General features: G+C 59.9%; 13 protein-coding genes, 1 tRNA gene and 3 pseudogenes. 4 read left to right on the top strand and 13 right to left on the bottom strand.

Annotated elements, in window-relative coordinates; genetic code table 11:
• Positions 1-4: 4 nt before the first annotated feature.
• Positions 5-733, bottom strand: coding sequence for a Crp/Fnr family transcriptional regulator (locus tag DSM107133_RS09615; protein WP_240310457.1), 729 nt, complete (start codon positions 731-733; stop codon positions 5-7).
• 181 nt (positions 734-914) lie between these two features.
• Between DSM107133_RS09615 and DSM107133_RS09610 the strand changes: the two genes are divergently transcribed.
• Positions 915-1,133 carry a hypothetical protein gene (locus DSM107133_RS09610; protein ID WP_114292615.1) on the top strand — a complete coding sequence of 73 codons (219 nt, stop codon included), beginning with the start codon at positions 915-917 and terminating at the stop codon, positions 1,131-1,133.
• Between the two features lie 188 nt (positions 1,134-1,321).
• Here the strand turns inward: DSM107133_RS09610 and DSM107133_RS09605 are convergent, their stop codons facing one another.
• From DSM107133_RS09605 to DSM107133_RS09595, 3 genes are all read right to left on the bottom strand, one after another.
• Entirely contained in the window at positions 1,322-2,023 is a 702-nt protein-coding gene (locus DSM107133_RS09605; protein WP_243253537.1) for a pyridoxamine 5'-phosphate oxidase family protein, read from the bottom strand.
• Positions 1,944-2,408, bottom strand: a complete 465-nt coding sequence (locus DSM107133_RS09600) for a nuclear transport factor 2 family protein (protein WP_114292613.1) — start codon at positions 2,406-2,408, stop codon at positions 1,944-1,946. Before DSM107133_RS09600 ends, DSM107133_RS09605 begins: the two co-directional genes overlap by 80 nt.
• A gap of 70 nt (positions 2,409-2,478) precedes the next feature.
• A complete protein-coding gene (locus DSM107133_RS09595) occupies positions 2,479-3,033 on the bottom strand; it encodes a carboxymuconolactone decarboxylase family protein (protein WP_114292612.1) in 555 nt (184 codons plus the stop codon).
• A 118-nt stretch (positions 3,034-3,151) separates the two neighbouring features.
• Here DSM107133_RS09595 and DSM107133_RS09590 point away from each other — a divergent pair, with 118 nt between their 5' ends.
• From DSM107133_RS09590 to DSM107133_RS09580, 3 genes and pseudogenes are all read left to right on the top strand, one after another.
• The gene (locus DSM107133_RS09590) at positions 3,152-4,042 is read left to right on the top strand and encodes a LysR family transcriptional regulator (protein ID WP_114292611.1); all 891 of its coding nucleotides are present in this window, start codon (positions 3,152-3,154) and stop codon (positions 4,040-4,042) included.
• A 136-nt stretch (positions 4,043-4,178) separates the two neighbouring features.
• Positions 4,179-4,625, top strand: a pseudogene (locus tag DSM107133_RS09585) (class I tRNA ligase family protein); the annotation flags it as partial.
• Positions 4,620-5,030: pseudogene (locus tag DSM107133_RS09580) on the top strand (aldehyde dehydrogenase family protein); the annotation flags it as partial. The pseudogenes DSM107133_RS09585 and DSM107133_RS09580, both read left to right, overlap by 6 nt.
• Positions 5,031-5,062: 32 nt before the next feature.
• Here DSM107133_RS09580 and DSM107133_RS09575 read toward each other — a convergent pair.
• The 9 genes and pseudogenes from DSM107133_RS09575 to DSM107133_RS09535 all read right to left on the bottom strand — a co-directional run.
• Positions 5,063-5,323 (bottom strand): annotated as a pseudogene (locus DSM107133_RS09575) (phage tail tape measure protein); the annotation flags it as partial.
• A gap of 133 nt (positions 5,324-5,456) precedes the next feature.
• Positions 5,457-6,017, bottom strand: coding sequence for a Mu-like prophage major head subunit gpT family protein (locus DSM107133_RS09570; protein ID WP_240310450.1), 561 nt, complete (start codon positions 6,015-6,017; stop codon positions 5,457-5,459).
• Between the two features lie 616 nt (positions 6,018-6,633).
• Positions 6,634-6,723 (bottom strand) — tRNA-Ser (locus DSM107133_RS09565).
• 58 nt (positions 6,724-6,781) lie between these two features.
• Positions 6,782-7,501, bottom strand: coding sequence for an alanyl-tRNA editing protein (locus DSM107133_RS09560; protein ID WP_114292609.1), 720 nt, complete (start codon positions 7,499-7,501; stop codon positions 6,782-6,784).
• Positions 7,501-9,951, bottom strand: coding sequence for a DUF3772 domain-containing protein (locus DSM107133_RS09555; RefSeq protein ID WP_114292608.1), 2,451 nt, complete (start codon positions 9,949-9,951; stop codon positions 7,501-7,503). The genes DSM107133_RS09560 and DSM107133_RS09555 overlap by 1 nt, the downstream gene beginning before the upstream one ends.
• Before the next feature lie 2 nt (positions 9,952-9,953).
• Positions 9,954-10,988 carry a cysteine synthase A gene (locus tag DSM107133_RS09550; RefSeq protein WP_114292607.1) on the bottom strand — a complete coding sequence of 345 codons (1,035 nt, stop codon included), beginning with the start codon at positions 10,986-10,988 and terminating at the stop codon, positions 9,954-9,956.
• A gap of 56 nt (positions 10,989-11,044) precedes the next feature.
• Positions 11,045-12,154: an NUDIX domain-containing protein gene (locus DSM107133_RS09545; RefSeq protein WP_114292606.1), complete on the bottom strand. Its 1,110-nt coding sequence runs from the start codon at positions 12,152-12,154 to the stop codon at positions 11,045-11,047.
• 4 nt (positions 12,155-12,158) lie between these two features.
• Positions 12,159-12,599 (bottom strand): TrgA family protein, encoded by a 441-nt coding sequence (locus tag DSM107133_RS09540; RefSeq protein WP_114292605.1) that lies wholly within the window; start codon positions 12,597-12,599, stop codon positions 12,159-12,161.
• Between the two features lie 51 nt (positions 12,600-12,650).
• Positions 12,651-13,859 carry a cyclopropane-fatty-acyl-phospholipid synthase family protein gene (locus DSM107133_RS09535; protein WP_114292653.1) on the bottom strand — a complete coding sequence of 403 codons (1,209 nt, stop codon included), beginning with the start codon at positions 13,857-13,859 and terminating at the stop codon, positions 12,651-12,653.

Below are 13,859 nucleotides of genomic sequence, written 5' to 3'. Positions count from 1 at the left end.
AGCCTCACGTCAAAAGCGGGTCGGCGTGATCGAGGTAGCTTGGATCGAAATCCGCAAAAGCGGTGAGGCCGTCGTAGTTAATGAACGTCACATGGCCATCGCGAAATGTCAGAAGATCGGCCTCCCGCAAGAGCCTCAGGACGCGGTTGACGTGAACCGCGCTCAATCCCAGTGCATCTGCCATCAGGTATTGGGTCAGCGGACAGTCGTACCCCGCCTTGCTGCCCTGGCCAATCAAAGCCAGCCGCGCCCCAAGCTCGAGCAGGAAATGCGCCAGCCGCTCTGCCGCATTGCGCCGCCCTACTCCGACCAGATGTTCCACCACCATCGCCTCGTCCCGTGACGCGGCCCAGAAGATTGCCAGTGCAAGCCGTGGTGTCTGCGCGAAAGCTTCCAGCAGATCGGCCTTGAGAACCTCGGTCACCTCGATGTCCGTGACCGGTTCTATGCTGTGATCCGAGATGTGTAGAAGCACGCTGCGCAACCCCAGAAAATCGCCCGGCACCTGGAAATCGACGATCTGCCGCTGCCCGTCGGCCAGTTCCTTGTAGGAACAGGCCCAGCCCGACATGAGGATATAGGCCGCCTGATCGGACTGGCCCTGATGGACCAGATCGCGCCCAGCAACGAAGGTGCGACGCCGTTTGCGCAGGCCTTCGAGAACGTCAATCTCGGCCCCGGACAGGGCGACGAACGCACTCAACTTGCGGACGAGAGGAAGGGTGGCGATGATAAAGCTCCTTTTGAACGACGTGAAATCTTTATATGGCAATCCAGATGATCGGCTGATCTGGATCAGCCCATCGGCAAACATTGTTTGAAAAGCTGTTGGAACCGGGCCGCGGATATTCCGCGCCATACGGAACACCTTGAAAGGCCGATTAAACGTGTCTGATCATAACACACATTCCGGGATGGCGGCGCTGTCCATTTGCGAGTCGCTAATGCTGGCGCTGAATGACGCGCATATTCTGCCGGAGGCTGAAATCCTGGGTGTTCTCAAGGACGCCGCCGAAGTTCACGAGAACATCAAGGAAACGGATGCCCAATTCGGAGATCATCAAGCGGTCGCCGTCCTGATCAGAAAGATCATCGCCGGGGGAAATTCGGTCCGTCGGGGTCCGTTGTCGTGACAAGGGGATCATGAATTATGCGTGGTGCATAATCTGCGTGCGGTCCAGCTGCACGTGGGTCAGGCTCTGATGCACAAATCCTGTGAGGGGATTCATCGCGTGAATCCAGCAAGGTAGCTGGGTTGTATGAGCAAACCGACACCAAAGACCTACAAGACCAGGAACTGGTCGGCCTCCGGTGCCATGTCTCAGCCAGCTGCATTCAGTTTGGCGACCTCAGCTTCAAGCACGGCAATCCGTGCGTCGCGCGCCGCGAGGGCAGCGGCAACATCTGCAGCATCGAACCGCTGCGGAATATGCTGGGGACAGTTCGCGTCCCAGGCCGAGACCGTGAACAGGATCACCTGCTCGGCGCGCGCCTTGTTGTCGGCGGGCATGAGTTCCGCGACCAGCCTGTCATCCCCCTCGATGACTTTCGCCGTTCCCCAAATCTTGATCCGGCGCCGGTTGGCGTAGTCGATCAGGAACAGGTAGGCCTTGGGATTGTCCACAAGATTTCCCGTGGTGATGAATTGCCGGTTGCCGACATAGTCAACAAAGCCAATCGTCTGAAGGTCGATCACCTTCAGGAAGCCGGCGGGACCGCCACGATGCTGGATATAAGGCTGCCCTTCCGCGTTGGCAGTTGCCAGAAACACGCTGGTTTGCCCTTCGATGAACGCTTTGATGTCGGGCGTTATGTCCGTGCGCCAGCCCCCCGCCTGTTCCTGCTGGGCATAAGCCCGACGTGAACCCTTGCGGGTTTGGATGTCTTTCACCGTCTTGGTGAAAGCGACGTCGCTGGAATAGAAATTGTCCATTCGATCCTCACTATAGCCCGAGATCGTTGAGGCCGGGGTGGTCGTCGGGGCGGCGTCCCAAGGGCCAGTGGAATTTGCGGTCGTCTTCATGGATCGGGTGTTCGTTGATGCTGGCATGGCGGGCCGCCATCAATCCATCCTCGGCGAATTCCCAGTTTTCATTGCCATAGGCCCGAAACCATTGTGCGCTGTCATTGTGGTATTCATACGCATAGCGCACGGCGATGCGATTACCGGACACGGCCCAGAGCTCCTTGATCAGGCGATAGTCTAGTTCCCGCGCCCATTTGCGGGCGAGAAAAGCCTCGATTTCAGCGCGCCCGACCGCAAATTCCGCGCGATTGCGCCAGCGGCTGTCCGGCGTGTAGGCCAGCGCCACTTTGGCCGGTTCGCGAGAGTTCCAGCCATCCTCGGCCAGCCGGACTTTTTCTCTGGCGCTGTCTTTGTTGTAGGGAGGGAAAGGGGGGCGACTCATTGATGTGTCCTTTCAGTTACGGGCTTCAAAGGCGCGTGGCCGGGGAAGCGGTCCGGCCACCGCGCTTCGATTATGCCGCGAGTTCGTCGGCATTCACCGTTGGGAAATCGATCTCGGTCTGTGCAACCTCGTTCAGGTAATTGGTCCAGGTGTTCAGCGCGACATGCTGCACGATCTCGATAATCTGGGCATCGTCATAGCCGGCATCGCGCACCGCGTGCAGATCATCGGCACTGATGTGGCCGCGTGCGCTGACCAATTTCGCGGCAAAGCGCACGGCGGCGTCGGCCTTGGGATCGTTCGAACGGCCGGCACGGTTGGCCGCGACTTCGGCCTCGTCCAGCTTGGCGAGATTCGTGCCAAGATAGGTGTGTGCGGAAAGGCAGTAGTTGCAGCCGTTGATCTGTGCCACTGCCAGGGCGACGCGTTCGCGGGTCGCGGCTGGCAGGTGCCCTTTTCCGAGGGCACCGGACAAGCTGAGATAGCCTTCCAGGGCGGCCGGGCTGACGCTGGCAAGGCGGAACAGATTGGGGACAGACCCCAGCTGTTTTTCAACCGCTTGCAACAACGGTCGCGCGGCCTCGGGTGCGCCTGCGATGGTGGCGGGATAGGTAATACGGGACATTTGAAAGCCTCCTTGGGTTATGGCCAGTCATTCTGGTCGAGCCAAAGATATTGCCTGGTATAGTTCGGGATAATACCGTATTTTCAGCAATCATAATCTCATTTTTTGGGAGGATAACATGGACCGGCTTGACGCGATGTCCATTCTCCTTGCGGTCGTGGAGACAGGAAATCTGTCGGCTGCCGGAAGACAGCTCGGTGTGCCCCTCTCGACCGTTAGCCGCAAGGTTTCCGACCTCGAAGCGCATCTCGGTGCGCGCCTGCTGATCCGGTCAACACGCAACGTCAGCCTGACCGAGACTGGCAAAGCCTATGTGGTTGCAACCCGGCGCATCCTCGAAGACCTCGCCGAGGCAGAGCGGGCGGCGGCTGGCGAATATACGGTTGTGAAAGGGGAGCTGGTGATCACCGCGCCCATTGTGTTCGGACGCCTGCACATTCTGCCGATCGTCACGGACTTCCTGCAGGCCTATCCGGAAACGGATGTGAAGCTGGTCCTTGCCGACAGGCTTTTGCACCTTGCGGACGAACACGTCGATCTGGCCCTGCGCATCGCGACTCTGCCTGACAGCAGCGATGTCGCTGTGAAAGTCGGAGCAATTCGTCGTGTGGTCTGCGCAAGCCCCGGCTATGTGGAAAGGCGGGGGCATCCGCAAAATCCGGCGGAGCTTGTTGGCCATGATATCGTGACCTTCTCGGCCCTAGCCCTATCCGAGGCCTGGACCTTTGGAAAGGGAGCTGCGGCCCTGCCCGCCACACCCCGCTCGCGCCTGACAGTCAATACGGCAGAGGCCGCAATCGATGCAGCCATCGCCGGCGTGGGCTTGACGCGCGTGTTTTCCTATCAGATCGCAGACGCCATCCGTGCAGGACGACTTGTGACTGTCCTCGACGATCACGCTCCCGATCCTGTGCCTGTCAGCCTGGTTTATCGCGGTCAGGAAATGCTGCCCCGGAAGCTTCGGGCCTTCATCAATTTCGCGACCCCGCGCCTCAAGGCTGCTCTTTAGGGCTGCATGAGCGGCGTTTCTATGCTCAAAGCCGCGTTCGATCCGCCGATTAGACGTTCGGTCACGCCAACCAATAGGGTAGCACTCTCCTGAGTGCTGGGCAGGCAGTTGGATTTCGGTTCCATTTGCTTATGGCGGCGCAAACGCGTCACGGCCCGAAACGTTCAGCATCATGATCCCGCCCCCCAACGTGACCGGGGCCTTGCATGTCGGACACGCCTTTAACAACACGCTGCAGGACATCCTGATCCGCTGGCACCGCATGCGGGGCTTTGACACCCTGTGGCAGCCCGGTCAGGACCACTCGGGCATCGCGACCCAGTTGCAGGTCGAGAAAATGCTCGCCGCGACAGGCCAGCCCACACGCCGTGAATTGGGCCGTGAGGCCTTTCTCGAAAAGGTCTGGGAATGGAAGGGCCAGTATGGCGGCACGATTTTCGAGCAGCTCAAACGGCTCGGCGCGTCCTGCGACTGGGACCGAAACGCCTTTACCATGGCTGGGGCCGAGGGCGATCCGCGCACGGGTCACGAAAACTCGCCCAACTTCCACGACGCGGTCATCAAGGTCTTCGTCGACATGTTCAAGCCCGCCGAACAAACCTCATTTTCGCTGCTACGGGTTGCGGGGCTGGCAGCAGAGGCAGGCCTGCCTGATGGCGTCCTGAACGTGCTTCCCGGACGGGGCGAAGTCACGGGGCGGGCCATTGGTCTGCATCCCGATATCGACTGCGTCAGTTTTACCGGCTCTGGTGAAGTCGGACGGTATTTCCTGAGCTATTCGGCGCAGTCCAATCTCAAGAAGATCGTTCTGGAATGCGGCGGCAAGAGCCCCGCCATTGTCATGCCCGACGCCGCCGACCTTGATCATGTCACGCAAGAGATCGCCACCGGGATCCTGTTCTGTCAGGGCGAAAACTGCTCGGCCGGGTCGCGGCTGATCATCCATGAAAGCCTGAAGGACGAGGTCATCGCGCGGCTCAAACCCGTGTTCGACACATGGACCATCGGCGACCCGAGGCCCCGGATCGCGATACCGAGCGGCCCGGTGCGGCTGGCTACGGCCGCCATCGCGTTGGCGACCGCTTCCAGCGCAGGGGCCGCAGCGACGGCCAGTTGGTTCGACAGCCCGCGCCAGATCAGGCCAAGCCGGGAGATCGCATCGTTCGTCCGCTCGATCTGCTCAGCATCCTGCTCGGAAACAACCACACCAAAGGCCAGAACATCCTCCGTCGCCTGTCGCAACGTCGCGGTGTCGATCCGGCTCATGGCGATGGAGCCTTCACGGCATAGGGTGCAGTCAGGGTGATGGTGTTGCCGGGCTGGACGTAGTTCTTCATTGCGGGATCCTTTGCAAAAGGGAACAGGCAGCCCGATTGGACCGCCCGTCAGAGGTACGTTGTCAGGGATGGCCCGGTTATGCGCCCGGGTTCTTATAGAGACCGCGCCAGTCGATGGCTTTGGCACCGAAGTCGAGGCGGCACTTGATCTCAACCCCGTCGACGTCGAACCCGTTGCGCGTCTCGATATACGCGCCCTGCTGGCCCTCGAGGTAGGCGTATTCGATGGTGTCGATCTGGTTCGGGCTGGCTGCCAGATACCAGGCGGTCTCGCTGGCAGCATCGAGCCGGGGCTCGCTGATCGGCGCGAGGGTCCGGATCGATTGCGGTACGACGTTGGAGGTTGCGGCGGGCACGAGATTTTGGGCGACCATCTGCTCAGCTTTCAGTTCCAGCGATGCGGGCACGATCAGGAAGGCGGGCCGGACGTTCAGCACCGTCTTCTTGTCGAGGCCTGTCTGCTTGGCCATGGCAGCGCGGGCCGCACCAACCGCCTCGACCGCCAGCGCCGCCCCGGTTCCCGCGAGGTTCTTGTGGGTGGTGTGGAACAGAGCGTTGCCGTCAGCCATCGCCGGGTTGGCGGTGATGATCCCCCAGACCACGTCCGACTCGAGCTGCGCGATGGAGTTGCCATACATCGCCGGGATCCGGGTGTCCGACCAGATACTGAGCCGCTAGACCGATTGGCGGCACCGACAGAACACCCAAGCCGCTGCCTTGCAGCTAAACGGCATCAACCCCCGCATGGTTTTTGGAGAACGAACGCTGCTTGCTACGCAGTCCATCGTCAGCAGCTGTGCCGGTTTCACCTGTGTATACGTACAAAAGAGAAACCGCTTGGTCCTCGTCGCAAAGGACAGGAAGGTTCCACAAAGAGAGCGCTGATCTCAGTTCGATCCATGCCGCATTCCTTAGGAAAACGGGCAGCGAACCTACCCCAGAAATCCGTCTGTTTACGCTGGCATCCCGAGCAACGCGCCTACCGCGTGTTCTGGCTATGTTACCATCGATGTCGTTCGGAACGCCCGTTTGGGTTTTGGCGGGGTTCAGAAGCAGGTCATTGAAAAGTCATGGCAAAAATGGACCGGATCGGAACGGTCGAGGTTCGCCCAAACTGAGACTGAGGGCCATTCTTAGCCCAGCTTCGGCCCGGCAGCACGTCTATGAGGTTCGGCCCGTTCAGGCAAACCCCTTTGATAACACGGAAAAATCCGTGCCCGTCGGGGCGCTGACACTGGTTCGCAATGGGGATAATGGCGGAGCGACAGGGATTCGAACCCTGGAGACGGTCTCCCGCCTACACACTTTCCAGGCGTGCGCCTTCGACCACTCGGCCACCGCTCCGTTCGGGCGACATAGCGTGGGACAGCAAGGCTTTGCAAGAGGCAATCGGCCCTGATTGTCAGTTGTCGAGGTGAATGTGGATCCGGCGGCTCATCCGGCCCTTTTTCTCGATCTTGCCCAGACGCAACTGGCCGATTTCGCCAGTGCGCGCCACATGGGTGCCCTCGCAGGGCTGCAAGTCGATCGGTGCAGCCGCATCACCGATACGGACCAATCGCACTGGTCCGGCGCCGCGCAGAGGTTTGACGGTCAGGGATTTGATCAGCCCGTGGATGTCGCCCAACTCTTCCGCGCTCATCCAGATATCCGACACCTGCGCGTCTTCCATGACATAGGCGTTCAGCGTGGCTTCGATTTCCGCACGGTCTTCGGGAGAGTCTGGCATGGCGAAATCCAGTCGTCCGTGCGTTGCGCTGATCGACATGCCGGAGACGTCAAAGGGCACAACCGCTGACAGAAGGTGCAACGCAGTGTGTACGCGCATGTGGCGGTGGCGGCGGTCCCAATCCAGCGACTGGACAACATAGGTGCCGACCGAGGGCAATGGTTGCGGCTCGGCTGGCACCAGCGCGATCTGATTGTCATGGGACCTGAGCGTGGTGGCGATGGGCATGCGCAGCCCGTCCCATTCCAATGTACCGCTGTCGCCGGGCTGGCCGCCACATGTGGGATAAAACACCGTTGCATCCAGTACGATACCGCCTTCGGGGGTGTGGGCAATGACGCGCGCATCGGCGTCGCGCAGATAGGCGTCCTCGCGATACAGCAAACGGGTCATCAGGCGCGGTCCGGTGCGTCTGGGGTGTCTGCGTCGGAATCGACATCTGCAACCGCTTCGTCGGGCTGCCCCTTGGGCACAGGTTCTGCAGCTGTTGCGACATGGGTTGACCCCGATGCCGTACGCGCGCCCTGTAACACTTCGGGATTGCGCAGCCAGATGTCGCGCTGGGCAAAGGGAATTTCGATCTTCTCTTCAGCGAACTTGGCGGCAATCTGGTGGTTCATGTCGTTGCGCACCGACAGCAACCAGTTCACATCCCGCAGGATCGCGCGAATTTCAAAATCCAGTGAATCTGCGCCGAAGCCCATGAAAACCACATTGGGTGCAGGGTTTTCCAGCACCATCGGGTGATCTTTGGCAATTGCGCGCAGGATGCCGTCAACACGCATGGTGTCAGTTCCATAGGCCACACCCACCTTCAAGATCAGCCGGCCCACCGTGTTACCACGGGTATAGTTGGTCACCGTACCGCTGACCAGATCGGCATTGGGTACGATCACATCGGTACGATCAAAGGTTTCGATCCGTGTCGAGCGCACCGAGATGTCCCGCACATAGCCTTGCTGGCCGCCGACCTCGATCCAGTCGCCTTCCGAGATCGGGCGTTCGATCAACAGGATGATGCCTGAAACAAAGTTGCTGACGATGTTTTGCAGGCCGAAACCAATCCCCAACGACAGCGCACCGGCGATAAAGGCCAGCGACGACAAATCAATCCCCGCCGAAGTGATCGCCACAAGTGCCGCAAGAAAGATACCGATGTACCCAACACCCGACACCATTGCGACCTGCCCGCCCGGATCGATTTTGGTTTTGGGCAAAACAGAGGTTTTCAACGTGCCTTGCAACATGCGGGTCAGGAACAGGCCGATGAAGAAAACAACTGTCAGCGTCAACAGCGTGCTGGGCGACAGAGTCATGTCGCCGAATGCAACGCCCGCCCGTGCCCGTGCCCACAATTCGGTCAGATCGGTTACGCGCGCCCCCCAGATCAGCGCAAACAAGGGCAATGAGGCCAGCAGCAGAAAGAACCCGATCAGCGTCGGCATCAGGCCTTCGTTGCCTGTGGGCGTCTTCGAGAAGAACGCATAGGCGTCGTTCACGGCCTCTTGCAGCAATGCGATGGTGGCAAACAATGCCAGCGAAAGGATCGCCGGATATATCAGCCTTTCCGCACCGGTGACGTAACCGGCGGCTGCGAGCAGCGGGGCAAAAATGGCCACCAGCTTGGCCGCCCTGCCAAGCAGCGACACCAGACTGTTGCGATAGGCGTTCTCTTCCGTCAGAGAGCTGCCGCCGCGGGTCGCATCATGGTTGCGCAGCAACTGCCCCACCCGAAAGGTCAGGATGCTGGCCAGAACGATCAGCGGAAAGGACAGGACATTCTGGCTTTCCACCGGAAAGCGGTCGAACCGAGTCATGCTGAGAACCAGCAGATTTGCCGCAAGAACAAACCCCAGGAGCATCGAGTAAAACCGCCCCTCGGTGCGGTTTATCTCGGGCAACCCAAGCGGGCTGTTGACCGCCTCGGAAGCAGGAAACATCCGGCTGCCGATCCAGCGGGCAAAAAAGATGCAGATGCCGACTGCCGGCAACAGGCGCAGGATCAGTTCACCGCGCGGGCCATACAACTGGGTTGCACCCAGCGCGAGGATCAGCGCGTATACGCCCAGCAGCGGAAAAAAGATCTGGCCCAGCGACACGACGAATCCTGCAAAACCGCTGTTGTTCTGCGACTCGCGGCGCGCGATGTGCACCGCAAGCTGTTCGCTCCAACTGCGTGAGCGCGCCAAAAGCACGACCGCCAGAACCACCAGCACCAGAACCAGTGGCAGGTTGTCCCTGGCTTCTCCACGACGGGAGGGTGTTGACCAGGCTTGATAGGTGCCGCTCCAGACCGCGTGAACCGATTGGCCCAGCAGGCTGAGTGCGTCGCCCCACAGGGCCGGATTGAGCGGCGTCGGTCCACGGTTCAGCAATTCGTCGGCCTGCCGGGTGCGCAGGATCGCATCAATTTCGGAAATGATACCGTTGGCGCGGCTAAACGCTTCTTCTGCGGTCCGGCGCGGAGTGGTCAGCCGTTCGAGCTGTTCGTTCAACTCGGTGCGGCGACTGGCAATTTCGGGCGCTTCGGCTGCGGCGTCGTCGGCGGGCGGCGCGCCCAAGGCAGCCACCTGTTCGCGCAGCGTTGCCAGACGACTGTCATTTGTTGAAAGCTGCGTCTGAAACTGGCTGCGCCACTCAACGATCTGGGCGCGCAATGTGGTCAGCGCACTGTCAGAAGCCTTGGCAGCTTCAACCGCCTGTTCCGCGCGCTTGGCGACGGTTTCCCATTCTGAATAGTCCGGCGCATTGGCCCCGGTCTCTTGCGCCCAGGCCGGCGACACGGCAGCCGAAGACGCCAGCGCTAGAAACAACGCTGTCAAAAGAATGGAAAAAATACGCATTATCAGTCCTCGAAAACGCCGGGGATGCTTGAAGGCGCCTCGGTCATCCAGTCGGCAACAGGCAGCCCTTTTTCACGCAGGAAATCAGGGTTGAACAACTTCGACTGGTAGCGTGTACCATAGTCACACAGAATTGTCACAATGGTGTGCCCCGGCCCCATTTCACGCGCCAGGCGGATGGCACCGGCCACGTTGATGCCCGACGAACCGCCCAGACACAAACCTTCGTGTTCCAGCAGGTCAAAGACCACCGGCAGCGCCTCGTCGTCGTGGATGTTCCACGAGAAATCGGGCGTGAACCCTTCGAGGTTCTTGGTGATACGCACCTGACCGATGCCCTCGTTGATCGAAGAGCCGTCCGTGACCGTCAGGTCGCCGTGGTCGTAAAAGTTATAGAGCGCCGCGCCATCAGGATCGGCCAGACCAATCTTGACGCCCTTGGGCTGCAAGAATTCGGCCACCCCTGCCAGCGTCCCACCCGACCCTACGGCCGCCACGAAACCGTCGACTTTGCCACCGGTCTGTTCCCAAATCTCGGGACCGGTGGTTTCGACATGGGCCTGACGGTTGGCGACGTTGTCAAACTGGTTGGCCCAGATTGCGCCGTTCGGCTCGGTCTTTGCCAGTTCGGCTGCCAGCCGGCCCGAATAGCGTACAAAGTTGTTGGGGTTGCGATATGGCGCGGCGGGAACCTGAATCAACTCAGCGCCCGCCAGACGCAGCATGTCTTTCTTTTCCTGGCTCTGTGTTTCAGGAATCACGATAACCGTGCGAAAGCCCATCGACGCGCCCACCAGCGCCAGACCGATGCCTGTGTTGCCGGCGGTGCCTTCGACAATGGTGCCACCGGGGCGCAGGTCGCCCCGTGCGATGGCATCGCGAATGATATACAGCGCTGCACGGTCCTTGACCGACTGACCCGGGTTCATGAACTCGGCCTTGCCCAGAATGGTACAGCCGGTTTCCTCGCTGGCCTGACGCAGCTTGATCAGCGGCGTGTTTCCAATGGCCTCGGCCAGATCGTTTGCAATACGCATGGCGGTGTTCCTCGTGCGATGTCTTTGATTGGATGTAACCCTGCGCGCGCGCGACCTCAAGCGGACTTGCGCAGACAATCACGCTGACGTGCCAGCCAAAGTGCTGCCAGCACCAGCGGCGCGTTGGCCGCCTGCATGTCCTCGACCATCTGCATCAGGGTGTCAAAACTCAGGATATGGGTGCGAATGTCTTCGCCCTCTTCGACGATGCCTGACAGACCTGCTGCTGTGTCCGGCAAGTCGGCGATCCCGACGTAGATATAGTGAAACTCCGTCGCATTTCCGGGTGAGGCATAGGTTTCTGCCACCGGCAAAAGCTGCGATAGGGTCAGGTCTGCCTCTTCCAGCGTTTCACGGTATGCGGCTTGTTCCGGGGTTTCGCCTGCATCAATGCCGCCGGCAATGGGTTCCAGTTGCCACAGGCTGCGGTCCCCGCGCCCGAGCGGACCCATGCGGATCTGTTCAACCAGCATCACGCGGTCGCGCACCGGATCATAGGGCAGGACAATGGCCGCATCCGAAGCAACAAAAACGGCCCGCAACAGTGTTTCCGACATCTTCCCCGAAAACCGCTCGTGGCGCAGTGTTATCTCGTCCAGCGCGTAGAAGTTCGCGTAAACCCTTGTTCGATCTAGTATTTCAACGGTCCCGCTGCGGGTCAGTGCGCCGTGCTTTGACTGAGCGGCGTTCACCTGGGCCAATGCGCGCGCGCGGATCATCGGGAACATACGCGCCACTTCGGCGGCGTCGCGTTGTCCGAAATACCCCATCACCTCTCGCGCAGCGATCACCGACAGTTCGGCCCATCGGTCCTCCCACTCTGCCAAAGACCATGGCCCGTCGACAGACAGGTCCGTTTCAGCGGCAAAATAGACCCGCGCGCCCTGCCCGTTTGCCAGCACCATATCGCGCAGATCGAAATCGAATCCGCCCTCGTAATAATCCAGTCGCGCTATTTGGCTGTCGCGCAGACCGCGCACCAGAATGCCGCTGGCGCGCGCGCCTTTTTGGGGCACAATAACCGGATACAAGCCCCCGGAAACCGCCAGAACCATATGATCCGGCAGCGTCGTTTCGACAAAATCCAGATCTGTTGCGGGTGCGCCCAACACAACCTCAAGCAACGGCAAATGCCGCAACGAGCCATAGAAAAACAAGGAATTCATCAGGTCAGCGCCACTTCCGCCAGGCAACTTCGGTTGCCAGTCCGGCCAGAACGCCACCGGCAATCAGCGTGCCGATCACCACCGGCACCAGCATGATCAGGCCATATTCGGCACCGATTTCAAAAATCGCGACAATGGCCTCGAACGGGCCGTCATATCGGTTGCGCATGGCAAGCCGCACCATTTCGTTGGCGCCTTGAATGAACAACCCCCACAAGACAAACACCAGCATACCGGTGAGACCGTTGTTGATGGCCGATACAACCCCGCGCCCCGCGCGCGGGCCCATAACGGTCCAACCCACAACGGCGCCCAAAATGATGTTTACATAGAGAAAGTAACCGAAGTCCGTGCTTTCGGGCATCAGGGGCACAATCTGGCCCGAAACGATAAAGGCCACAATGGCCAGACAAATGGCGGCTACCAGCCGTGCTGCGTCGGGCATCCATGCCCCCCGATTGGCCCGCGGTCGTGCAGGTCTTGTGCCGGACCGCGTCTAAACGGGCCGTTTGATGGTGATCTGTGTCACATCGCAGTTGGCACTTTCAAAGGTCGCAGCACAAGAGGTCAGGTAAAAATTCCACATCCGGCGAAACCGGTCGTCAAAGCCCATTGCGGCAATCTGGTCCCAGCGTTCGTTGAATGTATCGTGCCAGCGGCGCAGGCTGATCGAATAGCTGGGGCCGAACTCGATTGACCTCTCAATGCTCAGCCCCGCCTTGACCACTTGCGCGCGCAGCGCCTTGGGGCTGGGCAACATGCCGCCCGGAAAGATGTATTTCTGGATGAAATCCACACCACGTTTGTACACGTCCCAGCGGCGGTCCTGCACGGTGATGATCTGCAAGGTGGCATTCTTACCCGGTTTCAAACGGTCGCGAACGGTGTTGAAATAGGCGGGCCAGTATTGCTCGCCCACGGCCTCGAACATCTCGATGCTGGCGATGCCGTCGTAGCTGCCCTTTTCATCACGATAGTCTTGCAACTTGAAGTCCACCATATCGGAAAGTCCAGCATTTTCAATGCGGTCGCGGGCATACTTGAACTGTTGTTCACTGATGGTCAGACCCGTCACGCGAATGCCGCGCTCTTTGGCGGCATATTCGGCAAAGCCCCCCCAGCCACAGCCGATTTCCAGAATATGATCGCCGGGCTGTGCGCCCATCTGGTCGATCATGCTGGCATATTTGGCAATCTGCGCAGCCTCGTGGCTTTCCTGCCCGGTTTTGAACAGCGCCGAGGAATAGGTCATCGTGTCGTCCAGCCACAGGCCATAGAATTCATTACCCAGATCATAGTGATAGCTGATGTTCTTGCGCGCCTGCGTGCGGTTGTTGCGTTGCAGCCAGAACCGGAACCGTTCGGCAAAGCGCACCAGCCCCATGCCCGGAAAGCCGTCGTAAATGCTGTCATTGTCCGCATGCACCAGATCCATGAACGCCTGCAAATCGGGGGTTGACCACCATTCGTCCAGATAGGCATCGCAGAACCCCAGATCGCCCTCGCGGATCAAACGTCCAAACAAGTCGTTGTTGTGAATGCGCAATTCAGCAACAGGACCGGGATTCTTCCCCTCTGCACGAAAGATCCGCCCGTCGGGCAGGACAAAGTCGACGCGCCCGTTGTTCATGCCCTGGGTCATGGCAAAGACGCGTGCGAAATATCGGGGAAGATCGGTTTGGCCGTCGGTCGTGGTCAGGATCAT

Source organism: Pseudosulfitobacter sp. DSM 107133 (assembly GCF_022788695.1).
Classification (GTDB): domain Bacteria; phylum Pseudomonadota; class Alphaproteobacteria; order Rhodobacterales; family Rhodobacteraceae; genus Pseudosulfitobacter.
The sequence above is the reverse complement of the archived record's forward strand: the minus strand, read 5'-3'. Positions and strand labels throughout refer to the sequence as shown.